The organism is Micromonospora sp. NPDC051925, assembly GCF_044548625.1.
In the GTDB taxonomy this organism is placed as follows: domain Bacteria; phylum Actinomycetota; class Actinomycetes; order Mycobacteriales; family Micromonosporaceae; genus Micromonospora.
Map to the genome: position 1 here is coordinate 250,898 of NZ_JBIUCH010000003.1, position 26,138 is coordinate 277,035.

Consider the following 26,138-nt stretch of genomic DNA (forward strand, 5'->3'; position numbering starts at 1 on the left):
TACCGACCGTCACCCCCGCCCCGGGCACGGGCCGCCCCTCCACGCGCCGCGCCACCTCACCGCCGGTCAGCCACGCAGCGCGCCGGGGGCGTCCGCCGGGACCGCCGGGTGCCGCGGTGGCACCGGCACCACCCGGGTGTACGCCGACCCGAGCGGCGGCCGAGGGTCCGGTTCGCCCCGGTTCGGCCAGAACGACATCGCCCGTTCCGCCTGCGCGGTGATCGTCAGCGACGGGTTCACCCCGAGGTTCGCCGAGACCGCCGCACCGTCCACCACGTGCAGCCCCGGGTGGCCGTGGACCCGGTGCCACGGGTCGACCACGCCGTCGGCGGGGGTGACGCCGATCACCGCTCCGCCGAGGATGTGCGCGGTCATCGGGATGTCGAACGGTTCGGTCAGCGCGCCGCCCGGGGTGCCGCCGATCTCCTCGGCGAGCAGCCGGACCGCCTGGTTGCCGGCCGGTATCCAGGTCGGGTTGGGTGCGCCGTGCCCGGGGCCGGAGACCAACCGCCCCCGCCCCAGCGGTCCTCGCCGCCAGCGGGTGGTCAGCGAGTTGTCCGCCGACTGCATCACCAGCGCGATCACGGTCCGCTCGGACCAGTGGCGCACCGTGAGCATCCGGGCGGCCAGCCGGGGCTGCCGGACGATGCCGACCAGCCAGCGTCGGACCCGGTGCGGGCCGCCGTCCACCAGCAGCGACTGGAGCAGCCCCATCGCATTGGCTCCCCGGCCGTAACGGACCGGCTCGACGTGGGTCTGCGGGTCGGGGTGGAACGAACTGGTGATCGCCACCCCCTCGGTGAAGTCGAGGGCCCGCCTGCGGGCCTGCCGGTGGCCGACCGACGCGCCGAGGATCGCCTCCGAGTTGGTGCGGGTCAGCTCGCCGAGACGGTCCGACAGGTGCGGCAGCGCGCCCGTCTCCCTCATCTCGTGCAGCAGCCGCTGGGTGCCGAGCGCCCCGGCCGCGAAGACCACCTGGTCGGCGTGGAACACCTGGCGACGCCGCCGCAGCCAAGCCCCGGTACGCACGGTGTGCACCCGGTAGCCGCCGTCGGCGGTGGGCTGGACGGCGGTGACCGTGGTCAGCGGGTGGACCCGCGCCCCGAGCCGTTCGGCCAGCCACAGGTAGTTCTTGACCAGGGTGTTCTTGGCACCGTGCCGGCAGCCGGTCATGCACGATCCGCAGTGCGTGCAGCCGGTGCGCTCCGGCCCGGCCCCGCCGAAGTACGGGTCCGCCACCCGCTGGCCGGGGTGGCCGATGTGCACCCCCACCGGGGTCGGGTGGAAGGTGTGCCCCACCCCCATCCGCTCGGCCACCGCCCGCATCGCCCGGTCCGCCCCGGTGTGCACCGGGTACGTGGTGACCCCGAGCATCCGCCTGGCCTGGTCGTAGTGCGGGGCGAGTTCGGCCCGCCAGTCGGTGACGTCGCGCCACTGCGGGTCGGCGTAGAAGGCGTCCGGCGGTTCGTAGAGGGTGTTCGCGTAGACCAGGGAGCCGCCGCCCACCCCGGCCCCGGAGAGCACCAGCACGCCGCCGCCGGCCCTGCGGTCGGCCGAGCGGAGGAGGGTGATCCGTTGCAACCCGTAGCAGCCGAGTCGTGGGGCCCAGAGGAACCGCCGCAGCCGCCAGGAGGTCTGCGGGAACTCGTCGTCGGCGAACCGCCGGCCCGCCTCCAGCACCCCGACGGTGTAGCCCTTCTCGGCCAGCCGCAGGGCGGTGACGCTGCCGCCGAAGCCGGACCCGATGACGAGCACGTCGTACCGCATGAACGCATCATTACCGGCGAGTAGCCATCGCGCCAGTGCCGGATTTCGCGCGATCATGCTCACCGTCGCCGATCGACGGCCGCAACCCGGGGGCCTGGTCGGCGCGTTGTGCAGACGGGGGTGGCGAGCGATGACTCAGGAAACCGGAACGGGACGCCCACGATGGGTGTGGGGGCTGGCCGCCCTGGTCGTGGTCGTGCTGGTGGCGGTGGCCGCCCTGGTGGTGACCCGGCTGGTCCGCGACGACAGGCCGCGGCGTACGGCCACGACCGCCAGCCCGACCCCGATCCCCGCCCCCACCCCCAGCCCGACCCCACCGCCCGGGGCGGCCGTCACCGGCCCGCTCAACCTGCTCCTGGTCGGCGTCGACACCCGGGTGAGCGTGCCCGGTTGGGAACCGCACGGTGACTCGGTGCTGGTGCTGCACGTGCCGGCCGGCCTGGACCAGGCGTACCTCTTCTCGCTCCCCCGCGACCTGCTGGTCGACATCCCGGCCTTTCCCAGGTCCGGGTACAAGGGCGGCCGGACCAAGCTCACCCACGCGATGAGCTACGGCAGCCGGGTGCCGGGCAAACCCAAGAATCCGAGCGCGGCCCAGGGGTACGAGCTGCTGCGCAGCACGGTCGCCGGCTACACCGGGCTGCGCTTCGACGCCGGCGCGGTGGTCACCTTCAACGGCTTCGACCGGCTGGTCGACACCCTCGGCGGGGTGGACCTCTACGTCGACCAACAGGTTCCCTCCCTGCACCGCAGGCCGGACGGCAAGTACCGGGACCCGGCCCCCGGGGGCGGCGGGTACACCGGCCCGCAGATGGTCTACGAAAAGGGCGAGCGGCACCTGAACGGCTGGCAGGCGCTGGACTATGCCCGGCAGCGTTACATCACCGGCGGTGACTACGCCCGGCAGCGTCACCAGCAACAGCTCCTCCGGGCGCTGGCCGCCAAGATCCTCGGCGAGGGCCTGGCCCGGCAGCCCGACCGGGTGGAGCAGGTGGTGGCGGCGCTCGGCGACACCCTGGTCTACGCGGGCGGACCACGCATCGTCGACCTGGCGTACGCCCTGGGCGGCATGAGCGCCGACCGGATCACCCTGGTCGGACTGCCCGGCGACGGGGTGGGCAAGGGCAGCGCCTATCAGGGTGAACAGCTCACCAAGGTCGGCAAGGACTTCCTGCCGGCGCTCAAGGCCGGCAACGCCGAACAGTACCTGGACGCCCACCCCGAACTGCGGGTGAAGAACTAGCCGACCCAGGTCTCGGCGGGCCTGGCCGGTGGGGTGATCAACGGCGGGTGGGCGGCGGCGGGCGTTCGGTGCCGTGCAGCCAGGCGGCGAAGAAATCGTCGAGCTGCTGGCCGGAGACCCGCTCGGCGGTGCTCACGAACTCCGCGGTGGTGGCGTTGCCGTTCCGCTTCTCCGCCGCCCAGGTCTTCACCAGACGGAAGAAGGCGTCGTCGCCGACCGTCATCCGCAACGCGTGCACGGTCATCCCCCCGCGTTCGTAGACCGACTCGCTGAACAGGTTCGCCACCCCCGGCGCACCGGGTGGCACCTGCCAGATCCGATCGGTGGACGAGGCGTACCGCTTGTCGAACTCGGCCTGCGCGGTGTCCCGGCCCTGGTGCTCGGCCCAGAGCCACTCGGCGTACGTGGCCAGCCCCTCGTTGAGCCAGATGTCCTCCCAGCGGGCCACCGAGACGCTGTCGCCGAACCACTGGTGGGCCAGCTCGTGGGCGACCACCCCGGTGTTCTCGCCGGACCGGAAGAAATCGGCGGAATAGACCGGCCGGCTCTGCGTCTCCAACGCGTACCGGATTCGCGGCTCGTCGACCACCACCCCGCCGTACGCGTCGAACGGGTACGGCCCGAAGACGCTTTCCAGGTAGTCGGCGACCTCCAGGGTGCGGGCGACCGACCCGTCGGCGGCACCCCGGGGCAGCGTGCTGGCGACCGCGCTGAACACCGGCTTGCCCTGGTGTTCGCCGGTACTGGTGCGGTACTTCCCGATCACCACCGTGCTCAGGTAACTGGCCATCGGGGCTGCCTCGGACCAGCGCCACGTGGTCCAGCCATCCGACGCGGCACGCTGCCCCTTCGGCACCCCGTTGGCGACCGCCACCAGCCCCTTCGGCACCGTGATCTCGAAGTCGTAGGCGGCCTTGTCGGACGGGTGGTCGTTGACCGGGAACCAGGTGCTCGCCGACTCGGGTTGGCCGAGCGCGACCGCCCCGTCGGCGGTGTGCAGCCAGCCGCCATCACCGATCGTCTCGTTGCGCAACGGCACCGGCCGGCCGTCGTACCCGACCTCGACGGTGAAGGCCGACCCGACGCGGACCGGCGCGGCCGGGGTGACCACCAGTTCCGCGCCGTCGCGGGCGTGCCGGGCCGGGGCGTCGTCCACGGTCACCCGACGGACCGTCAGTCCGGCCAGGTCGAGGTGGAACAGGGCAAGCTCCGAGGTGGCGGTGGCCCGCACGGTGGCGGTGCCGCGCAGCTCGTCGGTGGCCGGGTCGTACCGGACCTTGAGGATGTACCGGTCGACGTCGTAGCCGCTGTTGCCGGCGGTCGGGAAGTACGGGTCACCGACGCCGGCCGGGCCGGGAGTCACGCTCGGGGTCTCACCGGGGGCCGGGGTCGGCCGGGGGGCCTCCCGGGGCTTCGGGTCGGCGGTGCAGCCGGCCAGGGCGAGCGCCACGGTCACCAGCAGCGCGAGGCCGCGCCGGTTCCGGCTCATGGCCACCTCCGTCCCCCGTCCGCTGCCCGCCGTCCGCGCAGCCTACCGAGCCCGCCGGCCGCGCGTGCGCCGAACGCCGGACCGGCTGCGGGGCCGGTCGCCGCTCCGGGGGCGGGAACGACGCTGCGGCCGGCCGGGCCCCACAGTGGAGCCGGCCGGCCGCAGCGCACGGGGGTCAGCGGTCGAGGACCAGACCGACCCGCTGGAACTCCTTCAGGTCGCGGTAGCCGCACTTGGCCATCGCCCGACGCAGCCCGCCGAAGAGGTTGAGCTGGCCGTCCGGCTCGTCGGCGGGGCCGAAGAGCAGGCGTTCCATCGAGCCGAGCGGTTCGCCGGCCACCTCGAACGCGCCACGCGGCAGCGACGGGTGGCTGGCCGCCGAGTGCCACCAGGCGCCGCCGGCCGGAGCCTCCGCGCAGAGCGACAGCGGTTCGCCGAGCATCACCGCGTCCGCACCGCAGCCGAGCGCCTTGGCGATGTCGCCGGAGGTCTGGATGTCACCGTCGGCGATGAGGTGGACGTAGCGTCCGCCCGTCTCGTCGAGGTAGTCGCGGCGGGCCGCGGCGGCGTCGGCGATCGCGGTGGCCATCGGCACCCGGATGCCGAGCACCGACTCGCTGGTCGACCAGTCGTCGCCGCCGATACCGACGATCACCCCGGCCGCGCCGGTACGCATCAGGTGCAGCGCCGTCTTGTAGTCGGTGCACCCACCGACGACCACCGGGAGGTCGAGGTCGGCGATGAACTCCTTGAGGTTCAGCGGTTCGTCGGTGGTCGAGACGTGCTCGGCCGAGACGATGGTGCCCTGGATGACCAGGATGTCGACGCCCGCGTCCAGGATCACCGGGGCCAACGCCAGGGTGTGCTGCGGGGAGACCCGGACGGCCACCGTGCTGCCGCCGGCCCGCAGCTCGCGGACCCGCTCGGCGATCAGGTCGGGGCGGATCGGCTCGGCGTAGACCTCCTGGAGCCGCTTGGTCGCGCGGGCGTCCTCGCCCAGGCCGGCCAGCTCGTCGAGCACCTTGGCCGGGTTCTCGTACCGGGTCCAGAGGCCCTCGACGTTGAGCACGCCCAGGCCGCCGAGCTGGCCGAGCCTGACCGCCGAGGCGGGGCTCATGGTGGCGTCCGACGGGTGGCCGACACAGGGGATGTCGAACTGGTAGGCGTCGAGCTGCCAGCCGGTGGAGACGTCGTCGACGTCCCTGGTCCGGCGGCTGGGCACGATGGCGATGTCGTCCAGGTGGTAGCCGCGCTGCGCGGTCTTGCCCAGCCCGATCTCGACCACGTCACGCATGAGAGACTCCAGGTGGTTGGGGGTGGTGGGTCAGCGGGTGTGGTAGTTGGGCGCTTCGACGGTCATCTGGATGTCGTGCGGGTGGCTCTCCTTCAGCCCGGCCGCGGTGATCCGGATCAACTGGCCCCGGTGGTGCAGGTCGGGGATGTTCTCCGCACCGGCGTACCCCATCGCCAGTCGCAGCCCACCGACCAGCTGGTGGGCCACCCGGGAGAGCGGCCCCCGGTAGGGAACCTGGCCCTCCACGCCCTCCGGGACCAGCTTGTCGTCGCTGAGCACGTCCTGCTGGAAGTAGCGGTCCTTGCTGTACGACTTGGCCTGGCCCCGGGACTGCATCGCGCCGAGCGACCCCATCCCCCGGTACGCCTTGAACTGCTTTCCGTTGACGAAGATCAGTTCGCCGGGGCTCTCCTCGCAGCCGGCCAGCAGACTGCCGAGCATCACCGTGTCGGCACCGGCCACCAGGGCCTTGGCGATGTCGCCCGAGTACTGGATGCCGCCGTCGCCGATCACCGGTACGCCGGAGGGGCGGGCCGCGCGGGCCGCCTCCATGATCGCCGTCACCTGCGGCACGCCGACCCCGGCGACGATCCGCGTGGTGCAGATGGCACCCGGGCCGACACCGACCTTGACGCCGTCGGCACCGGCGTCGACCAGGGCCTTCGCCCCGGCATAGGTGGCCACGTTGCCGCCCACGATGTCGATGGCGACGTCTGCCTTGAGCCGGCGGACCATGTCCAGCACGGCCCGCTGATGGCCGTGCGCGGTGTCCACGATCAGCACGTCGACGCCTGCGTCGACCAGGGTGCGGGCCCGCTTGTAGGCGTCCTCGCCGACCCCGATGGCGGCGGCGACCCGGAGCCGACCGGCGTCGTCCTTGGTGGCCTCGGGGTACTGCTCGCTCTTGGTGAAGTCCTTCACGGTGATCAGGCCACGCAGCCGGCCCGAGTCGTCCACGATCGGCAGCTTCTCGACCTTGTGCTGGCGCAGCAGCGCGAGCGCGTCGTCCTTGCTCACCCCCACCGGGGCGGTGACCAGCGGCGTCCGGGTCATGATCGCGTGGACCGGGGTGGCCGGGTCGGAGACGAAGCGCATGTCCCGGTTGGTGACGATGCCGACCAACTGGCTGTTGCCGTCCACCACCGGGACGCCGGAGATGCGGTAGCGACCGCACAGCTCGTCGACCTCACGGAGGGTGTCCTCGGGGCTGGCCGTCACCGGATTGGTGATCATGCCGGACTCGGAGCGCTTGACCAGGTCGACCTGGAGCGCCTGGTCCTCCAGGGAGAGGTTGCGGTGCAGTACGCCGATACCGCCCTGGCGGGCCATGGCGATCGCCATCCGGGCCTCGGTGACGGTGTCCATCGCGCTGGACAGCAGCGGGATGGTCAGCTCGACGTTGCGGGTGAGCTTCGTGCGGGTGTTCACCCGGCTGGGCACCACGTCCGACTCGCCCGGCTGGAGCAGCACGTCGTCGAAGGTCAGGCCGAGCGGAACCACCCGCGCCGACCCGGCGGGCAGCTCCGGCAGGTGCCCCCCCAACTCGCCGTTGCCGGCACCGGCCGGAAGATCAGTGCTGGGTGAATTCTCCACGATTGCTCCCCTGAGCTGCTCGGACGGGATTCAGCGAGGCGGCGCATGCGGCACCGGCGCACGCCGGGGTGACGGCGAGTCGGTCTCATCGTACCCACTGAGCAGGGCCGCCCCTGCCGGCGACCGGCCGGCGTCGGCGACGCCACAGCGACCGCCGGGGGGCGCGTGCCGCGAGGGTTGGGTCTACGGTGAGGGGGTGCACGACGAGCCCATCGACCCGTTCAACGGCGACCCGGCCGATCCGGCTGCGGGGCTGGACGATCCGGGCGACGACGCCCCGCTCGACCCGCTGACCGAGGTCGAGCGGCAGGACGTGCTGGAAGACCTGGCCGACCTGGAGATCTATCAGGCCCTGCTGGCCCCCATCGGGGTCCGCGGGCTGGTCATCGAGTGCGAGGACTGCCGCGAGCCGCACTACTTCGACTGGGACCTGCTCCGGGGTAACCTGCGTCACCTGCTCAGCTCCGGCCGACCCCGGGTGCACGAGCCGGCCTACGACCCCGACCCGGACCACTACGTCACCTGGGACTACGCCCGTGGTTACGCCGACGGCGTGCACGACACGCTGACCGAGTCGACCGGGGACGACACCGACTCGGACGACTGACTGCCCGGTAGGGCCACCGCTCCCCCGGGACATCGGGCTGCCCGGCCACCGCCGGACCACACCCACCGCCGGCCGCACCCGCTGCCGGGACGCTCAGGTGACCAGGCCGGCACGGAAACCGGCAGCCACCGCGTGCGCCCGGTCCCGGGCGCCGAGCTTGCGGAACAGCCGGCGGGCGTGGGTCTTGACGGTGTCCTCCGAGACGAACAGCTCCCGGCCGATCTCCGCGTTGCTCTTGCCCTCGGCCATGCCGAGCAACACCTGGAGTTCGCGTTCGGTCAGCCCGACGGAGGTGCGACCGCCGCGGGCGCCGGGGGCCGGTCGCGGCAACGCGCCGGTCGGGGTCGACTCGGCCGTACCGGCCTCCGCCTCCCCTTCGACCTCGTCGTCGCCGCGCTGCACGGGCACCACCGAAGGCGCTCCGGGCGACCCCTCGGCCCCCGTCGGAGACCAGCCCGCTCCCGGCGTACGACCGGTGGTGGGTCGGGGTGGCGCACCGACCGCGGCGGTGTCCCGGGCGGGGTCGGCGACCCGGTGTCGGGCGGGCCGGCCAGGTGCGGAGAGCAGCAGCAGGGCCTTCGCCACCGCGCTGGTCAGATCGTGGTCGGCACCCTGGATCAGGCCCCGCGCCCCGGCGCTGATGGTGGCCGCCGCCGCCTCCGACTCCTCGGTGCCGAGCAGCAGCACCGCGGCCTGTGGCGCGCGGGCCAGCACCCGGCGGACGAAACCGGCGCTGTCCGGGCGGGTGAGCGCCGTGTCGGCGAGCACCACGTCGACCGGGCGCTCGGCGAGGCGCAGCATCACCTCGGGATCGGAGACAGCCGTCCGGACGACCGCAGCCAGGCCGAGCCGCGCCGCCGCGTTGGTCAACTGCTGCGCGGCGAGCGGTGTCCGAACGCATACGAGAACGGTACGCACGGTGTTCTCCTCTCCGGACACGAGCAGACCATGACGGGGTCCACCGGGGTGGAGGTTCCGGGCAATCCTCTGAACTTTTCCGACATTTGGGTCATATACCGCATGACGTCTCGGCTTTTCGATCTCAACACGTGTGAGTCGGCGAGGGTCCGGGTACCGAGGCTCCACGCCGGAAACGCGGTACGCCAGCGCGGACCACAACCCGGACGTCGGTTCAACGAGGATCTCGCGGTGCCGCGCGGGAGGAGGGGTGCTGATGTCGAACGTACGCAGACTGCCCGGACCCATCGTCGACCTCTGGGACTGGCAGCGTCTCGGCGCCTGCCGAGGCCGGGACAGCGCCCAGTTCTTCCACCCGGACGGCGAGCGCGGCTCGTCCCGGTTGCGCCGGGAGTCCGATGCCAAGTCCGTCTGCCAGACCTGCCCGGTCCGCGCCGAGTGCGCCGCACACGCCCTCGCGGTCCGTGAGCCGTACGGCGTCTGGGGCGGCCTCAGCGAGTCGGAGCGGCTGCGGCTGCTCGCCCTCGGCTGGGAGGACCTGGCCGACCGCCGGCAGACCCGGGTGGACATCGCCCGGATGGAGGCCCGCCTCGGCGCTCCGCACAAGACCGCCGTCCCGGCCCAGCGCAAGATCGCCTGACCGACCCGGCACACCTCGACGAGGCCGCGCTCCGGCACCGGAGCGCGGCCTCGTCGTCTCCTGCCCACCCGCGGTCGTGGAATCGGGCCGGTAGCCGTACGCCGTTGCCGCACCGCCGCAGCCGGAAGTCCCCATCACCGGAAGGGGACGTGGACGGAGAACGGGGCGGGCCCGGCATCGCCGAGCCCGCCCCGGTGTTCCACCCGATCCTGCTCCCGAGCCGTCGTGCGGCTCACCCGATGCGGCGTACGCCGGCGGTCTCGGGAGTCAGGAACAGCGGGGCCCCACCTGCGTCACGCCGTCAGCGCTGCAGGGTCAGCAGACCCGGCCGGTACGGCAGGAGGCCGTAGTCACCGCCCGAGTTCGTGGCGCGGCCCTGGTACAGCAGCTGCAGGTTGCACGGGTCGATCGTGTTCGTCTGATCCGCGCTGGTGCGCAGCAGCTCGCCGTGGCTGATGTCGTTGGTCCAGGTGGCACCGCTGTTGGCCTTGCCCGCGAAAGGGTTGTTGTAGGTCGTCGCGTTCGGCGTCCAGGTGCCGCTCAGGCTGGTCGCCGTGAACGAGCGGAAGTAGCGCTCCCAGGAGCTGGTCCTGGCCTCGATGATCATCAGGTACTGGTTGCGGCCCTGCACCTTGTAGACCTGCGGTGCCTCGAAGATGTTCTCCGAGGTGTCGGTCATGATCGTCGTGTAGTTGGAGCCGAAGCTGCCCGGGAAGTTCCCGATCGGCATGATCTGGCGGTAGATCCTGCCGTTGTCGCCGGCGAAGAACAGGTACATGTTCTGGTCGTCGCCGATGATCGTCTGGTCGATCACGCCGGTGCCGGAGTCGGTGATCGTCGCGGTCGACAGGGTCTGCGCGGCCGACCAGCCGTTGGCGTTGGCCGGGTTGGTCGACGTGCGGTACGAGAACGACGTCGGGCCCCACTGGTGGGCGAGAATCCAGATGTTCTTCGGCGCGAAGTAGAACAGCGACGGCGCGACGGTGCTCTGGCTCATGGCGTTCTGGGTGGCCGAGCCGAGCTGGTTGAGGTTGTCGACCAGGCCGAAGTTCATCGAACCCCAGCCGCCATTGGCGCTGCTGCTGTGGGTGGTGGCGTACACCAACTGCTTGCCCTGGTAGGGGGCGATGGTGAAGTCCTTGAGTGACGCCCAGCCGGACTTCGGCTGCGCCAGCGGGCCGGTCGACGACCAGCGGTAGGACGTCGGCAGGGAGCAGTTGCCCGTCGGCGGCGGGGTGGTCGGCGGAGGCGTCGTCGGCGGCGGGGTGGTGGGGGGCGCGGTCGTCGGCGGGGTGGTGGGCGGGTTGGTCGGCGTCGTGCCGCCGTTGCAGGCCACCCCGTTGAGCGCGAAGCTCGTCGGGACCGGGTTGCTGGACGTCCAGGCCCCGTTGAAGCCGAACGACACCGAGCCGTTGGTGGGGATGGCACCGTTGTAGCTGACGTTCTTGGCGGTCACCGCCGAACCGCTCTGCGTCACCGTGGCGTTCCATGCCTGGGTCACCGACTGCCCGGAGGCGAAGGACCAGGTCAGCGTCCAACTGCTCACCGCGTCGCCCAGGTTGGTGATCGCGACGTTGGCGCCGAAGCCGCCACCCCACTCCGAGGACACGGTGTAGTTCACCGAACAACCCGCCGCCGCGGCACCCGCCGGCAACGCGGTGACGATCGACGCCGAGGCCAGCAACGCGACACCGGCCGAGATCAGGCCGACATTGGCCGATCTGGATCTGGACATAAAACACCCTCCTGACGGGATGGCGACCTGCACATTGGTGGTGGTCGTTGTTAGGTGAACGTTAACAGTCGCGTCAGGTATGTTACGGGAGCGCTCCCACAGCCTCAACCCTCGATACCGCAGGGGAATTTCCGGTAATCAACATATCGATCATGGCTGATGACCGAGGGTGGTGTGAAATCAGCGGACAGTGACTGTGACGCTGTGCCAACCGGTGGCGCCGTCCGGGGCCACCGGGGCGGCCAGCGGGGTCTGGGGCTCGCCGTCCCGGTCGGTCGCCCGCACCTGGAGGGTGTGCTCACCCGTGGTCGCCGGCCACCGCCAGGACCACTGCACCCAGGTGTCCACCGACACCGCCGGGGCGAGGGTCGCCTCCTGCCATCCACCGCCGTCCACCCGTACCTCGACCCGGCTGATCCCCCGGTGCTGCGCCCAGGCCACCCCGGCCACCACCACCTCACCGGCGGTGAGCCGGTTGCGCGAGCGCGGGGTGTCGATCCGGGACTGGGTCTTCACCGGCCCCTGCGCCGACCAACCGCGCGGCACCCAGTACGCGTCGAAGTCGGCGAAGCTGGTCAGCTCCAGCTCGGTGACCCACTTGCAGGCCGACACGTACCCGTAGAGGCCGGGCACCACCATCCGCACCGGGAAGCCGTGCTCGACCGGCAGCGGCTCACCGTTCATCCCCACCGCCAGCAGGGCGTCCCGGCCGTCGCGCAGCACCGCCGTCGGGGTGCCGCAGGTCCAACCGTCGACCGAGCGGCCGACCACCTGGTCGGCCCCCTCCTCCGGGTCCGCCTCGTCGAGCAGCTCCCTGATCGGTACGCCGAGCCAACGGGCATTGCCGATCAGGTCCCCACCCACCTCGTTGGAGACGCACGCCAGGGTGACGTACCGCTCGACCATCGGGCGGGCGAGCAGGTCGGCGAAGCTCAACTCGATCGGGTTGCGGACCCGGCCGTGGATGCGCAGCCGCCAGGTCTCCGGATCGACCTGCGGCACCACCAGCGCCGTGTCGATCCGGTAGAACCCGCCGTTCGGGGTGGTGTAGGGGGCGAGCTGGGCCAGCGACAGATCCGCGCCGGCCGGCACCGTCGACGCCGCCGCCGACGGGGTGGGCAACGCGACGGCGTCCCGGGCCGCCGAGACACCCCGTCGACCGGCGAGCCAGTGCCCGCCCAACCCGGCCACGGTCGCCGCGCCCGCGAGCACCCCCGCCCCCCGCAGGAAACGCCGCCGGGACTCCGGGTCGGTCGGTGTCGACAGCTCCCGCCCGGCCTGTGCCGTCGTCGTGGCGTCCGGGCCCGATCGGCCAACCGCCGACCCGGTCGTCGGAGCCGGGTCGGGCGGGACGACGGGCGGCTCGGTCACCGGTGTCGGGGACTGCTCGGGGCCCTCGGGCGAGGATGCGGCGGGCAGCGGGGTGGGTGGCTGCCAGGGCCAGGGGTCGAGCTGCAACGGACCGGCCACGAAGGCCCAGAGCACCAGCGCGCCCAGTCCCCCGCCGACCAGGGCGGGCAGGGCGTCGGCGGCGTCCGCCCCGGCCCGGGAGAGCGCGGCGGCGGCACCGAGGACGGCGAACGCCGCGATGCCCAGCAGGCCGACGGCGAGCCGGCGTGCGGCCAGCACGCCGATCCCGGCGGCGAACGCCGCCAGCAGCACCGCCGTGCCGACCAACAGGGCGATCTTGTCGTACCGGCCGAAGACGTCGATGGCGAACTGCTTGAGTGGCTCGGGGACCACGTCGACCACCACCCCGCCGACCGCGATCAGCGGAGCGGAGCGCGGACCGGTGAGGACGGCGACCGGCTCGGCGACACCGATGGCCACCACGGCGGCGGTGACCCCGGCCAGTGCGGCGAGGCCGCGGGGGGTGGTGCTCATCGGGCCAGTGTCGTCGATCGACCACCCCGCCCGCCAACTGTGTAAGCGTTCCGTAAGCAGAGCCACCGAACGTGTCAGGGCGCACCGCCGACGTACGACGATGCGCCCTGAACTGGCGTGCTACCGGGTCAGAACCCCGGGCCGTGCTGGTGACCGTGGCCGTGGCCGTGGCCGCCACCGGCGGCGGCCGGCTCCGGCTGCTCCGGCTTCTCCACCACCAGGCTCTCGGTGGTCAGCAGCAGACCGGCGATCGACGCGGCGTTGGTGACCGCGTTACGGGTCACCTTCACCGGGTCGATGATGCCGGACTTCACCAGGTCGACGTACTCGCCCTTGGCGGCGTCGAGGCCGTGGCCCCACTCCTTGCCGGCGACCTTCTCCACCACCACGTAACCGTCGTGGCCGGCGTTCTGGGCGATCCAGCGCAGCGGCTCGACCAGCGACTTGCGCACGATCGAGACACCGACCTTCTCGTCACCAGTGAGGCCGAGGTCGTCGTCGAGCACCGAGCGGATCTGGGCCAGCGCGGAACCGCCGCCGGGAACCGTGCCCTCCTCGACCGCGGCCTTGGTCGCGGCGATCGCGTCCTCGATGCGGTGCTTGCGCTCCTTCATCTCGACCTCGGTCGCCGCGCCCGCCTTGATGACCGCGATGCCGCCGGAGAGCTTGGCCAGCCGCTCGGCCAGCTTCTCCCGGTCCCACTCGGAGTCGGACGCCTCGATCTCCTTGCGGATCTGGGCGACCCGGTCGGCGACCTCGGCGGACTGGCCGCCGCCGTCGATGACGGTGGTGTTCTCCTTGTCGACCACGACGCGCCGGGCGGTGCCGAGCGCCTCCAGGCCGACCTGGTCGAGCCGGTAGCCCAGCTCCGGGGCGACCAGCTCGGCGCCGGTCAGGATCGCCATGTCCTGGAGCATCGCCTTACGGCGGTCGCCGAAGCCCGGGGCCTTGACCGCGCAGACCTTGATGGTCTTGCGGATCGCGTTGACCACCAGGGTCGACAGCGCCTGGCCCTCGACGTCCTCGGCGACGATCAGCAGCGGCTTGTTGTTCTGGAGGACCTTCTCCAGCAACGGCAGCAGCTCCTCGATCGCCGAGATCTTCTGCGTGGTGATGAGGATGTACGGGTCCTCCAGCACCGACTCCTGCGACTCCGAGTCGGTGACGAAGTTCGGCGAGATGAAGCCCTTGTCGAACTGGAGACCCTCGGTCACCTCCAGCTCGGTGGTGAGCGTGGAGCCCTCCTCGACGGTGATGACGCCGTCGCGGCCGACCTTCTCCATCGCCTCGGCGATCAGCTCGCCGATGGTGGCGTCCTGCGCGGAGATCGTCGCGACGTGCGCGATCGACTCCTTGTCGGCCACCTCGGCGGCCCGGCCGAGCAGCGCCTCGGAGACCTTGGCAGCCGCCGCGTCGACGCCCCGCTTGAGGCCGGCCGGGTTGGCCCCGGCGGTCACGTTGCGCAGGCCCTCGCGGACCATCGCCTGGGCCAGCACGGTCGCGGTGGTGGTCCCGTCGCCGGCGACGTCGTTGGTCTTCGTCGCCACCTCCTTGACCAGCTGCGCGCCGAGGTTCTCGTACGGGTTGGTGAGCTCGATCTCCTTGGCGATGGTCACACCATCGTTGGTGATCGTCGGCGCACCGAATTTCTTGTCCAGGACGACGTTGCGCCCGCGCGGGCCGAGGGTGACCTTGACCGTGTCCGCGAGGGCGTTGACACCGTGCTCCAGCAGGTGCCGGGCGTCGTCCGAGAAGCTCAGGATCTTCGCCATGAATGTCCCTTCGAAGCGACGTCGCCCCGGCCCGGCGAGCCGGACCGGGGCGACGACACTGGAATCGGTTGGTTACTTCTCGATGACCGCGAGAACGTCGCGGGCGGAGAGCACCAGGTACTCCTCGCCGGCGTACTTGATCTCGGTGCCGCCGTACTTCGAGTACAGGACGGTGTCGCCGACCTTGACGTCGAGCGGCACGCGGTTGCCCTTGTCGTCGATCCGGCCCGGGCCGACGGCGAGGACGGTGCCCTCCTGCGGCTTCTCCTTGGCGGTGTCGGGGATCACGATGCCCGACGCCGTGGTGGTCTCAGCCTCGTTCGCCTGGACCACGATGCGGTCCTCGAGCGGCTTGATCGCAACCTTGGTCGCGGTAGTCACGGGCATACCCTCCTGGGGTACTTGGTTTCGTTGCCGGCCGAGAGTCCGACCAGCGTCAATCTGCCTCATGCCACCGGGCGGGGCCGTCGTCGCGGGTGCCGGTCCGCCTGGCGTTCAGCACCCGGACCGGATGGTCCGGACGCTGGCACCCTCAGGGTGAGAGTGCTAATCGCAGGTTATTCCTCGGCTAGCACTCCGTCAAGGAGAGTGCCAACGCGCCACCCATCGTGTCGCCCCGGTTCCGCCGCCGGTGATGATCGACTCAGTGGTGGCGATCCAGCGGTGTCGACCCCGCACGGAGGCCGTAACGTCGGCCCGCCCAGGTCGAGCCTCCCCGATTGCCCCGGCCGCACGACGCGCCGGGACCGGTGGGCCGGGCGCGGGTCGACACCGCCGCCGGCTCCGTCCGGTCCGAGCCGGACAATGGGCGGGTGGATCTCGACCAGTTCGCCGCCCTACGTACCCCCGAGGGGTCGGCCGTGCTCGCCGCGGCGACCGAGGTGGCCGGCGGCGACCCACTGGTCGCGGCGGCGGCGCTGCGGTCGCGCGGGCTGCCGGCCGGGCTGGCCGCCGCCGCGCTCACCCAGGCCGAGCTGCGCCGCCGGGCGGTCGGCAAGTTCGGCCCCGAGGCCGCCGGGATGTTCCTCACCCGCCCCGGCCTGGAGCAGGCCACCCGCCGGGTGGTCGCCGACCGGCGGGCCGCGCGGCTGGCCGCCGCCGGGGTGCGCACCCTCGCCGACCTGGGCTGCGGCCTCGGCGCCGACGCGCTCGCCGCCGCCCGCGCCGGCATCCGGGTGTACGGGGTGGAGGCCGACCCGGTCACCGCCGCGCTGGCCGCCGCGAACGCCGAGGCGGCCGGGCTGGCCGAGATGTTCACCGTGGAGTGCGGTGACGCGACGGCGTTCGACGTGACCGGGGTCGACGCGGTCTTCTGCGACCCGGCGCGGCGTCGGGCCGGCACCGGACGGCGGATCTTCGACCCGAACGCCTACTCGCCGCCGTGGGACTTCGTCACCGGGCTGGCCGGGCGGGTGCCGTACACGGTGGTGAAGGTGGCCCCCGGCATCGACCACGCGTTGATCCCGGCGGACGCCGAGGCGGAGTGGGTAAGCGTCGACGGCGACCTGGTCGAGGCGGCCCTCTGGGGCGGCCCGCTCGTCGGGGCCCCCCGCCGGGCGACCGTCCTGAGACCGAAGGAGGGGCACCTCGCCGACCGGGTCCGGCAGCAACCGGCGGGCGGCCGTCCACCGGGTCAGCCCCGCGACAGCGCGGGAGTCCCCTGTCATCAGCTGACCGGAGCGGGTGATCGGGAGGCGGCGGTCGGGCCGGTGCGGCGGTACCTGTACGACCCCGACCCGGCGGTGGTCCGGGCGCACCTGGTCGCCGAGCTGGCCGACACGCTCGGCGCGACGCTTGCCGACCCGAGCATCGCCTACCTGTACGCGGACACTCCGCAGCCGACCCCGTTCGGCCGGTGCCTGGAGATCGTCGACGTGCTGCCGTTCTCGCTGAAGCGGTTGCGTGCGCTGCTACGGGAGCGTCGGGTCGGCCGGGTGGAGATCCTCAAGCGGGGCTCGGCGCTGGAGCCGGAACAGCTTCGCCGGGATCTGAAGCTGGCCGGAGAGGCCGCTGCCAGCCTGGTGCTGACCCGGGTCGCCGGGGCACCCACGGTGCTGGTCGGCCGACCGGTCGCGAGCGAGGCCCCGCCGGGTTAGCGTGATCGGCATGGCGGGACAGGCCACCGCGGCGACGGCGCTGCTGACGAAGCGGAAGATCGCGCACAGCACCCATCCGTACGACGTCTCCCCGGACGCGCCGCGCTACGGCGCGCTGGTCGCGGCGGCGCTCGGAGTGCCGCCGGAGCGGGTGTTCAAGTCGCTGGTCACCGAGGTGGACGGGGCGCTGGCGGTGGCGGTCGTCCCGGTCACCGGTGAACTCGACCTCAAGGCGCTGGCGGCGGTGCTGGGTGGCAAGCGGGCCACCCTGGCCGACCGGGCCGACGCCGAGCGGGCCACCGGCTACGTGCGGGGTGGGATCAGCCCGCTGGGTCAGCGGCGTCGGTTGCCGACGGTGGTGGACGCCTCCGCGCTGGCCCACGACACCGTCTACGTCTCGGCCGGCCGCCGGGGACTGCAGCTCCAACTCGCCCCGGCCGACCTGGTCACCCTCACCGGGGCCCGCACCGCGCGGATCGCCGCCGGCTGACCGGCCCACCACCCCCGACGGGGGTGGTCGCGGAACGGACACGGAGCGTGTTTCCAGGGCGGGTGTCCTGGGGGTGACAACCGCGTTGCTGAATTGTTACCGCCGCCAACAAACTTCTGACCTCGGCAGTCTTGCGCCCGGGATGTGAGCGGGAATACGTTGCCGGACACAACAAAACACCGATCACTACTTCCCCCACCCCCGAAAGGACCCGTGCAGATGCGCAAGGGCTTCCTCACCTTCGCCGCCGTCGGCCTGCTGGCCACCGGCAGCATGGCCGCCTGTGGCGACGACTCCGCCAGCAACGAGGCCGGCGGCAACACCGACAAGAAGCCGAAGATCGGCGTGATCCTGCCGGACAGCAAGTCCTCCGCCCGCTGGGAGACCGCCGACCGCAGGTTCCTCAAGGAGGCGTTCGACAAGGCCGGCGTCGACTCGGACATCCAGAACGCCCAGAACGACAAGAACGCCTTCCAGACCATCGCCGACCAGATGATCACCAACGGCGTCACCGCGCTGATGATCGTCAACCTGGACTCCGGCACCGGCAAGGCCGTGCTCGAAAAGGCGAAGTCGCAGGGTGTCGCGACGATCGACTACGACCGGCTCACCCTGGGCGGCTCCGCCCAGTACTACGTCAGCTTCGACAACGAGGCCGTCGGCAAGCTCCAGGGCGAGGGACTGGCCAAGTGCCTGACCGACAAGGGCGTCAAGAACCCGACGGTCGCCTACCTCAACGGCTCGCCGACCGACAACAACGCCACCCTGTTCAAGAACGGGTACGACTCGGTACTCAAGCCGAAGTTCGACTTGAAGGAATACACCAAGGGCCCGGACCAGTCCGTGCCGGACTGGGACCCGGCGCAGGCCGCCACGATCTTCGAGCAGATGCTCACCCAGACCGGCGGCAAGATCGACGGCGTGCTCTCCGCCAACGACGGCCTCGGCAACGCGGCCATCTCGGTGCTGAAGAAGAACAAGCTGAACGGCAAGGTCCCGGTGACCGGCCAGGACGCCGACGTGACCGGCCTGCAGAACATCCTCGCCGGTGACCAGTGCATGACCGTCTACAAGGCCGTCAAGAAGGAGGCCGACGCGGCTGCCGAGCTGGCCATCGCGGTGGCGAAGGGCGAGCGGAAGGAGACCGGGCAGACGGTCAAGGACCCGGAGAGCGGCCGGGACGTCCCGTCCGTGCTGCTGGAGCCGAAGGCGATCGACAAGTCGACCGTCAAGGACGTGGTGGCCGACGGCTACGTCGACAAGGCCACCCTCTGCGCCGGTGCGTACGCCGCCCTGTGCGCCGCGAACGGCATCAGCTGACCCGTACGACGAGCGTCGTACCCCGTTGACGTGACGCCGCCCGGCACGGAATCCCGTGCCGGGCGGCGCTCGCCGGACGGGCTCCGAGACCTTCCCTCCGTCCGAAGGAGACCCCCGTGTCCGCGACCCCCCTGCTGGAACTGCGCGGGATCGACAAGAGCTTCGGTCCCGTCCAGGTCCTGCGCGACGTCGCCCTCGCCGCCTACGCCGGAGAGGTGACCGCGCTGGTCGGCGACAACGGCGCCGGCAAGTCCACCCTGGTCAAGTGCATCAGCGGCATCTACCCGGCCGACGCCGGCGAGTTCCTCTTCGACGGCCGCCCGGTGAGCATCAACAGCCCCCGGGACGCCGCCACGCTCGGCATCGAGGTCGTCTACCAGGACCTCGCGCTCTGCGACAACCTCGACATCGTGCAGAACATGTTCCTCGGCCGGGAGAAGCGCAGCGGGCTGGTGCTCGACGAGCCGACCATGGAGCAGATGGCGGCGGAGACCCTGGCCGGGCTCTCCGTGCGGACCGTGAAGTCGCTGCGCCAGCACGTCTCCAGCCTCTCCGGCGGCCAGCGGCAGACCGTCGCCATCGCCAAGGCGGTGCTCTGGAACAGCAGGCTGGTCATCCTGGACGAGCCGACCGCCGCGCTCGGGGTGGCGCAGACCGCCCAGGTCCTCGAACTGGTCCGCCGACTGGCCGACAACGGCCTGGCCGTGGTGCTGATCTCACACAACATGAACGACGTCTTCGCCGTCTCCGACCGGGTCGCCGCGCTCTACCTCGGCCAGATGGTCGCCCAGGTGAAGACCACCGACATCACCCACTCGCAGGTGGTCGAGTTGATCACCGCCGGCCGCTCCGGCACGCTGGGTCTCACCGGCGAGCCGGTCCGGGCCGGCAACGGCACCGGCGCAGGGCCCGCCGACACCACTCCAGGAGGCGTTCGATGACCACCACCGCCGTGCACAAGGAAGGCCCGGCGGCGGTCACACCGACCCCGACCGTCGGCAGCCACGTCCGCGGCTACCTGGGCCGGGTACGCGGCGGCGACATCGGCGCGCTGCCCGCCGTGCTCGGTCTGATCGTGCTCTGCACGGTCTTCTCGATCATGCGGCCGTCGTTCCTCACCGCCGGCAACTTCGCGAACCTGTTCACCCAGGGCGCGGCGGTCATGCTGATCGCCATGGGGCTGGTCTTCGTCCTGCTGCTCGGCGAGATCGACCTCTCCGCCGGCTTCGCCAGCGGGGTCTGCGCGGCCATCCTGGCCAACGTCGCCACCAAGGCCGGCTACCCCTGGTACGTGGCCGTGCTCGCCGCGATCCTCACCGGCGTGGTCATCGGCACCGTGCTCGGCTTCCTGGTCGCGAAGATCGGCATCCCGTCCTTCGTGGTCACCCTGGCCGGCTTCCTCGCCTTCCAGGGCATCGTGCTGATGCTGATCAGCGGTGGCAGCAACATCACGGTCAACGACGAGGTGCTGGTGGCGATCGCCAACCGGAACCTCTCGCCCACCCTCGGCTGGCTGCTGGCCGCCCTCGCGGTCGGCGGGTACGCGGCCGTGCAACTGCTCCGGCACCGCCAGCGGCTGGCCCGGGGCCTGACCACCGACCCGCTGGCGGTGGTGCTCAGCCGGATCGGCGGGCTGACCCTGATCCTCGGCATCGCGGTCTACATCCTGAACCAGGAGCGCAGCCGCAACGTCCTGGTCAACTCGCTCAAGGGCGTGCCGATCGTGGTGCCGATCATCGCGGTGCTGCTGATCGTCTGGACCTTCGTGCTCCAGCGCACCAGCTACGGCCGGCACGTCTACGCCGTCGGCGGCAACAAGGAGGCCGCCCGCCGGGCCGGCATCAACGTCGACAAGATCCGGATTTCGGTCTTCGTGATCTGCTCGTCCATGGCGGCCGTCGGCGGCATCGTCGCGGCGAGCCGGGCCAACTCGGTGGACCCGAACACCGGCGGCAGCAACGTGCTGCTCTACGCCGTCGGCGCGGCGGTGATCGGTGGCACCAGCCTCTTCGGTGGCAAGGGCCGGGTCCTCGACGCCGTGCTCGGTGGCGCGGTGGTCGCCGTGATCGACAACGGCATGGGCCTGATGGGTTACAGCGCCGGGGTGAAGTACGTGGTCACCGGCGTGGTGCTGCTCCTCGCGGCCAGCGTGGACGCGCTGTCGCGCCGTCGCGCCAACGCCTCCGGCACCCGCTGATCCGCGTACACCACCGGCGGGGACATGGGGTGCCAGTAACGATGCGGGTAGGACCGAGCCAGGACGAGATCCGGCGGCAGAACCTCGGGGCGCTGCTCCGGCACGTCCACGTGCACGGCGCCACCTCCCGCGCGGAACTCACCACCGCCCTCGGGCTCAACCGCAGCACCATCGGCGCGCTCACCGCCGAACTGGCCGGTGCCGGGCTGGTCAGCGAGGGGACGCCGAAGGAGACCGGCCGGGCCGGACGACCGTCACTGGTCGTCCGGCCCGAGTCGACCCGGGTCTACGCGTACGCGTACTCGATCGAGGTGGACCGGCTTCGGGCCGCGCGGGTCGGTCTCGGCGGCGAGGTGCTGGACCGCCGCGACCTGGACCGGCCGCGCGACCTGGACGCCGGGGAGACCACCCCGATGCTGGCCGGCGCCCTCAAGCAGATGCGCGAGCGGGTGCCGCCGGGGTCGATCTGCGTCGGGGCCGGCGTCGCGGTCTGCGGCATGGTCCGCAAGGCCGACGGGCTGGTCCGGCTCGGCCCCACCACCGGCTGGGTGGACGAGCCGATCGGCGCCGCGCTCGCCGCCGAGCTGGGCGTGGAGCTGCCGGTCACGGTGGGTAACGTGGCGGACGTCGCCGCCTTCGCCGAGCACGCCCGGGGCGTCGCCGCCGGCTGCGACAACGTCATCTACCTCTACGGGGACGTCGGCGTCGGTGCCGGCATCATCGCCGGGGGACGCCGGCTGACCGGCCACGGCGGGTACGGCGGCGAGGTCGGGCACATGGTGGTGGTGCGCGACGGCACCCCCTGCGAGTGCGGCTCCCGGGGCTGCTGGGAGACCCAGATCGGCGAGTACGGGCTGCTCCGGGCCGCCGGCCGGTCCGACGCCCGGGGCCGGGAGGCGCTGCTGGCCGTCTTCGACGCCGCCGACCGGGGCGACGCCCGCGCCCAGACGGCGCTACGGCACGCCGGTGACTGGCTCGGCTTCGGGGTGGCGAACCTGGTCAACATCTTCAACCCCGAGATGGTCATCTTCGGCGGCACCATGCGGGACCTCTACCTGGCCGCCGCCGCCCAGGTCCGCAGCCGGCTCAACGAGACCGGGCTGCCCGCCTGCCTGGAGCACGTCCGGCTGCGTACCCCCAAGCTCGGTGACGACGCGGCGCTCATCGGCGCGGCCGAGCTGGCCTTCGAACGGCTCCTCGCCGACCCGCTCGACGTCAACTGAGTCTCCGCCGCCCCGTTCCCGCCGCCCTGTTCCCGCCGCCCGGCGAGTTGGTCGGCCCCCGGTGAACTGATCGGCCCGGTATTCCGTACCAGTGGACGGACGGGCAGCCGGCGGGTCGCTGCCCGGCAGGACAGGTCGGCCCGGATCGAGGAGGCACCGCAGCATGGCACCGCTGGATTCCGTACGTCGTCGGCGAGGGCACCGGACCCACCGGGTGGCGGTGCTGCTCGTCACGTTCCTGGCCGGGCTCGTCGTCCTACCCGGCATGGCCGTCGCCGCGCCCGGCTCCCAGATGAACGCCGCCGACATGACGCTGCTCAACGGCGTCCGGCTGGCCGGCCTGTGGGAGATGCCGGCCGGTCAGATGGCCGCCGAGAAGGGCCAGTCCGCGCGGGTACGGGAGGTCGGGGCCGAGATCGCCCGGCAGCACGGCGTCCTCGACGAGCTGGTGGTGGAGGCCGCCAACAAGCTGGGCGCGACGCTGCCGAGCGATCCCACCACCGAGCAGAAGGGGTGGCTGACCGAGATGCAGAACGCCTCCGGTGCTCAGTTCGACCAGATCTTCGTGACCCGGCTCCGGGTGGCCCACGGCAAGATCTTCCCGGTGATCGGCGCGGTCCGGGCCAGCACCCGGGACAACACCGTCCGCAAGCTCGCCGACGATGCCAACAAGTTCGTCAACGACCACATGGCCATGCTGGAGAGCACCGGACTGGTCCGCTGGCAGCAGATGCCGCCGGCCGCGATGCCGCCCGCGCAGAGCGACTCGCTGGTCGCCGCCGCCCAGGTCGGTGCCACCTCCGGGCCGTCGGTCGCGGTCAGCACCACCGTCGTCTGGGCGGTCTTCCTGCTCGCGCTCGGTGCCGGCGGCTACGCCACCTGGCGGATCATGCGACGCAGCTGACCCCCACGCGCTCGACGAACGGCCCGGAGGCGGTACGCCTCCGGGCCGTCGTGCGTCCGGCGACCTCGGGGCGTCGGCCCCTTCGGCGGGCCCGACCCCGGGCGGTGTGCGGTCAGCGGGCCGGCCGCTGTTCGGTCAGCGGCCCGACCCGGGCGTTCTTCGGTCAGCGGCCGGCCTCGGGGCGTTCGTGGGTCAGCGGTCGACCTGGGTGAAGTCCCAGGAGTGCGGGGGTCGGGCGACCAGCGTGGCCGGCGGCTCCGGCAACGCACGTGGGCTGCTGCGCCACTTCGAGATGACCACCACCCGATGGTCGGTGGACGAGAAGACCTCACTGGACAGGTGTAGCGGGTCGTGCTCGAACTCGGGCAGCGCGGTCTCGCACACCCAGGTGATCAGGTCGGCGAAGCCGTACGACTCCGCCCGCGCCTCCCACATCCGGACGATCACGCCGGCCCCCTCCCGTCACACGATTCCCCTGGTCGAGCCGCACGAACCGGCGGTCCCGTCACACGCTGACCGTGGTCAGCGGCATCGCCGAGTCGGCGGGCAGGTCCAGCCGGCTCGGTGCCACCCCGGCGGCCACCAGGTGCGCACCGAGCGCGGCGACCATCGCCCCGTTGTCGGTGCAGAGCCCCGGCCGGGGCACCCGGACCCGGATGCCGTACCGCTGCGCCCGCTGTTCGGCCATCGCCCGCAGCCGCGAGTTGGCCGCCACTCCCCCGCCGATCACCAGGGTGTCCACCCCGTGCGCCCGGCAGGCGGCCAGCGCCTTGCCGGTGAGCACGTCACAGACCGCCTCCTGGAAGGACGCGGCCACGTCGGCCACCGGCACCGGCTCACCCGAGCGTCGCCGCCCCTCCACCCAGCGGGCCACCGCCGTCTTCAGCCCGGAGAAGGAGAAGTCGTACCGGTGGGCGGCGAGGTCCTTGGCGGCGGTGAGGCCACGCGGGAACCCGATCGCCGCCGGGTCACCGGCCCTGGCCTCCCGGTCGATGTACGGGCCGCCCGGAAACGGCAGCCCGAGCAGCCGGGCCACCTTGTCGAACGCCTCCCCGGCCGCGTCGTCGATCGTCGCGCCCAGCGGGGTCACCCCCCGGGCCAGGTCGTCGACGAGCAGCAGCGAGGAGTGCCCGCCGGAGACCAGCATGGCGATCGCCGGGGCGGGCAGCGGGCCGTGCTCCAGGGTGTCCACGGCGACGTGGGCGGCCAGGTGGTTCACCCCGTACACCGGTTTCTCGGCGGCCACCGCGTAACCCTTGGCGGCGGCCACCCCGACCAGCAGGGCACCGGCCAGGCCGGGACCGGAGGTGACCGCGATCGCGTCGATGTCGGCGATGGTCACCCCCGCCTCACGCAGCGCCCGGTCCATGGTCGGCACGATGGCCTCCAGGTGCGCCCGGCTGGCCACCTCGGGCACCACCCCGCCGAACCGGGCGTGTTCGTCCACGCTGGAGGCCAGCGCGTCGGCGAGCAGGGTGTGCCCGCGGACGATACCCACCCCGGTCTCGTCGCAGGAGGTCTCGATGCCGAGGATCAGCGGTTCGTCAGCCATGGTCCGTCCCGTCCTCGACCGGTTCCGTGTCGCGCCGCATGACCAGCGCGTCGGTGTTGCTCGGTTGGTAGTAGCCCCGCCGTACGCCGATCGGCTCGAACCCGTACGTCGCGTAGAGCCGCTGGGCGGGGGCGTTGTCGGCGGCCACCTCCAGCAGGACGCTGCCCGCGCCGCACCGGGTCGCCTCCGCCAGCAGATCCTCCAGCAGGGCCCGGCCGACCCCGCGCCGCTGGGCGTCCCGGCGGACCGCGATGTTCTGCACCCAGGCCTCGCCGCCCGGCTCGACGGTCAACCCGGCGTAGCCCAGCAGGGCCCCGTCGGCGTCCAGGGCGACCCGGTAGTGGTGCCCGCTGGCCAGCTCGTTCCAGAACATCGCCGGCGACCACTGTTCGGCACCGAACAGGTCCGCCTCGATCGGCAGCACCTCGTCGATGTGCCACCAGCGGAACCGGTCGAGTCGGACCGTCACGGCAGCACCGACTTACGGCTGGTCGCCGCCACCGCGTCCGGTCGGCGCAGGTACAGCGGGGTGAGCGCCTCGCTTGGGGCGTCCGCCGTGATCCGCGCGGCGGCCAGGGTGACCAGCGCGGCGGCGTCCGGGTAACGGGGCTCGGCGCGCAGCGGCAGGCCGAGCACGTCGGCGTACCGGTGGACGCCGTCCCCCACCGCCACGGTGACGGCCAACTCCCGGGCGCGGGCGGCGACGACCGCCGGGGCGTCCACCTCCGGCCCGGCGATCCGCCGGCCGGTGCCGTCGTAGACCGCCCAGTACACCTCTTTCCGCCGAGCGTCGGCGGCGACCAGCACCCGCTCGTCCCCGGCCGCGCCGCCCGCTGCCGGGTCGCCCTCCGCCGGGCGGCCGATGCCGTCGAGCGAGCAGACGCCGTACGTGGGGATGCCGAGCACCTGGCCCATGGTGGCGGCGGTGACCAGCCCGACCCGCAGTCCGGTGAAGGGGCCGGGGCCGAGCCCGGCGACGATCGCACCGAGGTCACCCGGCCGGGCACCGACGTCGGCGAGCACCGCCTCGACCTGCGGGGCGAGCAGTTCACCGTGGGCCCGAGCGTCGACCGTGCACCGGTACGCCCGCAACGCGACGCCGTCCACCGTGACCTCGGCCAGCGCCGCGGTGACCGCGGGGGTCGAGGAGTCCACCACCAGTACGAGCACGGTGAGCCAGCCTAGCCGTCCACCCGCGCCCGCCGGTCACACCCCGCCTGGCCCGCGGTGTCGGCACGTGCACGAGCCGCCCCCAGCCCTCGCCTCGGCCCCGGCACTCGGTCGCCAATCCTCGGCCCCGGCGCTCGACCCCTGGGCGCTCGGGTTCCCGACGCTCGGCGCTCGGGTTCCGGCGTTGTACTTGGCGGGGAACTGTATGCCGAGGAGGCATGTTTATGACAGATCGGCATACGGC

Annotated in this window: 23 protein-coding genes; 10 read left to right on the top strand and 13 right to left on the bottom strand. The window is 72.3% G+C overall.

The features are described 5' to 3' along the window. Positions 1–66 precede the first annotated feature (66 nt). Positions 67–1,767 (bottom strand): FAD-dependent oxidoreductase, encoded by a 1,701-nt coding sequence (locus ACIG87_RS05745; RefSeq protein ID WP_396848549.1) that lies wholly within the window; start codon positions 1,765–1,767, stop codon positions 67–69. A 130-nt stretch (positions 1,768–1,897) separates the two neighbouring features. On the opposite strand from ACIG87_RS05745, the gene ACIG87_RS05750 reads away from it, so the two are divergent. Continuing rightward, positions 1,898–3,010 (top strand): LCP family protein, encoded by a 1,113-nt coding sequence (locus ACIG87_RS05750; protein WP_396848551.1) that lies wholly within the window; start codon positions 1,898–1,900, stop codon positions 3,008–3,010. 37 nt (positions 3,011–3,047) lie between these two features. Here the strand turns inward: ACIG87_RS05750 and ACIG87_RS05755 are convergent, their stop codons facing one another. From ACIG87_RS05755 to guaB, 3 genes are all read right to left on the bottom strand, one after another. After that, a complete protein-coding gene (locus tag ACIG87_RS05755) occupies positions 3,048–4,499 on the bottom strand; it encodes a M1 family metallopeptidase (protein ID WP_396848553.1) in 1,452 nt (483 codons plus the stop codon). Positions 4,500–4,674: 175 nt separating this feature from the next. Further along, a complete protein-coding gene (locus tag ACIG87_RS05760) occupies positions 4,675–5,793 on the bottom strand; it encodes a GuaB3 family IMP dehydrogenase-related protein (protein WP_396848555.1) in 1,119 nt (372 codons plus the stop codon). A gap of 30 nt (positions 5,794–5,823) precedes the next feature. Further along, positions 5,824–7,386: an IMP dehydrogenase gene (gene guaB, locus ACIG87_RS05765; protein WP_396848557.1), complete on the bottom strand. Its 1,563-nt coding sequence runs from the start codon at positions 7,384–7,386 to the stop codon at positions 5,824–5,826. A gap of 196 nt (positions 7,387–7,582) precedes the next feature. Between guaB and ACIG87_RS05770 the strand changes: the two genes are divergently transcribed. Further along, entirely contained in the window at positions 7,583–7,993 is a 411-nt protein-coding gene (locus ACIG87_RS05770; protein WP_396848559.1) for a DUF5319 domain-containing protein, read from the top strand. Between the two features lie 93 nt (positions 7,994–8,086). Here the strand turns inward: ACIG87_RS05770 and ACIG87_RS05775 are convergent, their stop codons facing one another. Then, the gene (locus tag ACIG87_RS05775; RefSeq protein ID WP_396848560.1) at positions 8,087–8,911 is read right to left on the bottom strand and encodes a response regulator transcription factor; all 825 of its coding nucleotides are present in this window, start codon (positions 8,909–8,911) and stop codon (positions 8,087–8,089) included. Positions 8,912–9,167: 256 nt separating this feature from the next. Between ACIG87_RS05775 and ACIG87_RS05780 the strand changes: the two genes are divergently transcribed. After that, positions 9,168–9,551, top strand: coding sequence for a WhiB family transcriptional regulator (locus ACIG87_RS05780; RefSeq protein ID WP_396848562.1), 384 nt, complete (start codon positions 9,168–9,170; stop codon positions 9,549–9,551). Between the two features lie 301 nt (positions 9,552–9,852). Here the strand turns inward: ACIG87_RS05780 and ACIG87_RS05785 are convergent, their stop codons facing one another. From ACIG87_RS05785 to groES, 4 genes are all read right to left on the bottom strand, one after another. Then, positions 9,853–11,286, bottom strand: coding sequence for a non-reducing end alpha-L-arabinofuranosidase family hydrolase (locus tag ACIG87_RS05785; RefSeq protein ID WP_396848564.1), 1,434 nt, complete (start codon positions 11,284–11,286; stop codon positions 9,853–9,855). Positions 11,287–11,466: 180 nt separating this feature from the next. Further along, a complete protein-coding gene (locus tag ACIG87_RS05790) occupies positions 11,467–13,170 on the bottom strand; it encodes a molybdopterin-dependent oxidoreductase (RefSeq protein ID WP_396848566.1) in 1,704 nt (567 codons plus the stop codon). Between the two features lie 128 nt (positions 13,171–13,298). Beyond that, a complete protein-coding gene (gene groL / locus ACIG87_RS05795; protein ID WP_396848568.1) occupies positions 13,299–14,942 on the bottom strand; it encodes a chaperonin GroEL in 1,644 nt (547 codons plus the stop codon). Positions 14,943–15,014: 72 nt separating this feature from the next. After that, positions 15,015–15,329: a co-chaperone GroES gene (groES, locus tag ACIG87_RS05800; protein WP_084261531.1), complete on the bottom strand. Its 315-nt coding sequence runs from the start codon at positions 15,327–15,329 to the stop codon at positions 15,015–15,017. Positions 15,330–15,754: 425 nt separating this feature from the next. On the opposite strand from groES, the gene ACIG87_RS05805 reads away from it, so the two are divergent. The 7 genes from ACIG87_RS05805 (at position 15,755) to ACIG87_RS05835 (ending at position 23,172) form a co-directional block, all read left to right on the top strand. Then, positions 15,755–17,038 (top strand): methyltransferase domain-containing protein, encoded by a 1,284-nt coding sequence (locus ACIG87_RS05805; RefSeq protein ID WP_396848570.1) that lies wholly within the window; start codon positions 15,755–15,757, stop codon positions 17,036–17,038. Between the two features lie 10 nt (positions 17,039–17,048). Next, positions 17,049–17,528 carry a Cys-tRNA(Pro) deacylase gene (gene ybaK, locus ACIG87_RS05810; RefSeq protein ID WP_396848572.1) on the top strand — a complete coding sequence of 160 codons (480 nt, stop codon included), beginning with the start codon at positions 17,049–17,051 and terminating at the stop codon, positions 17,526–17,528. Between the two features lie 219 nt (positions 17,529–17,747). After that, the gene (locus ACIG87_RS05815; RefSeq protein WP_396848746.1) at positions 17,748–18,848 is read left to right on the top strand and encodes a sugar ABC transporter substrate-binding protein; all 1,101 of its coding nucleotides are present in this window, start codon (positions 17,748–17,750) and stop codon (positions 18,846–18,848) included. Positions 18,849–18,964: 116 nt separating this feature from the next. Further along, the gene (locus tag ACIG87_RS05820; protein WP_396848574.1) at positions 18,965–19,789 is read left to right on the top strand and encodes an ATP-binding cassette domain-containing protein; all 825 of its coding nucleotides are present in this window, start codon (positions 18,965–18,967) and stop codon (positions 19,787–19,789) included. Further along, entirely contained in the window at positions 19,786–21,045 is a 1,260-nt protein-coding gene (locus tag ACIG87_RS05825; RefSeq protein WP_396848576.1) for a sugar ABC transporter permease, read from the top strand. The genes ACIG87_RS05820 and ACIG87_RS05825 overlap by 4 nt, the downstream gene beginning before the upstream one ends. Positions 21,046–21,086: 41 nt before the next feature. Further along, entirely contained in the window at positions 21,087–22,268 is a 1,182-nt protein-coding gene (locus tag ACIG87_RS05830; protein ID WP_396848578.1) for an ROK family protein, read from the top strand. Positions 22,269–22,431: 163 nt separating this feature from the next. Further along, the gene (locus tag ACIG87_RS05835; protein WP_396848580.1) at positions 22,432–23,172 is read left to right on the top strand and encodes a DUF4142 domain-containing protein; all 741 of its coding nucleotides are present in this window, start codon (positions 22,432–22,434) and stop codon (positions 23,170–23,172) included. Between the two features lie 192 nt (positions 23,173–23,364). On the opposite strand, the gene ACIG87_RS05840 is transcribed toward ACIG87_RS05835, so the two are convergent. Genes ACIG87_RS05840 through tsaB form a run of 4 tightly spaced genes read right to left on the bottom strand, consistent with a single transcriptional unit; the run spans position 23,365 to position 25,894 of the window. Further along, the gene (locus ACIG87_RS05840; protein ID WP_396848582.1) at positions 23,365–23,619 is read right to left on the bottom strand and encodes a hypothetical protein; all 255 of its coding nucleotides are present in this window, start codon (positions 23,617–23,619) and stop codon (positions 23,365–23,367) included. A 58-nt stretch (positions 23,620–23,677) separates the two neighbouring features. Next, the gene (tsaD, locus tag ACIG87_RS05845) at positions 23,678–24,724 is read right to left on the bottom strand and encodes a tRNA (adenosine(37)-N6)-threonylcarbamoyltransferase complex transferase subunit TsaD (RefSeq protein WP_396848583.1); all 1,047 of its coding nucleotides are present in this window, start codon (positions 24,722–24,724) and stop codon (positions 23,678–23,680) included. Continuing rightward, a complete protein-coding gene (gene rimI / locus ACIG87_RS05850) occupies positions 24,717–25,193 on the bottom strand; it encodes a ribosomal protein S18-alanine N-acetyltransferase (protein WP_396848584.1) in 477 nt (158 codons plus the stop codon). The genes tsaD and rimI overlap by 8 nt, the downstream gene beginning before the upstream one ends. Beyond that, complete coding sequence (gene tsaB, locus ACIG87_RS05855; RefSeq protein ID WP_396848585.1) at positions 25,190–25,894, bottom strand: tRNA (adenosine(37)-N6)-threonylcarbamoyltransferase complex dimerization subunit type 1 TsaB; 705 nt, start codon at positions 25,892–25,894, stop codon at positions 25,190–25,192. Before tsaB ends, rimI begins: the two co-directional genes overlap by 4 nt. Between the last annotated feature and the right edge of the window lie 244 nt (positions 25,895–26,138).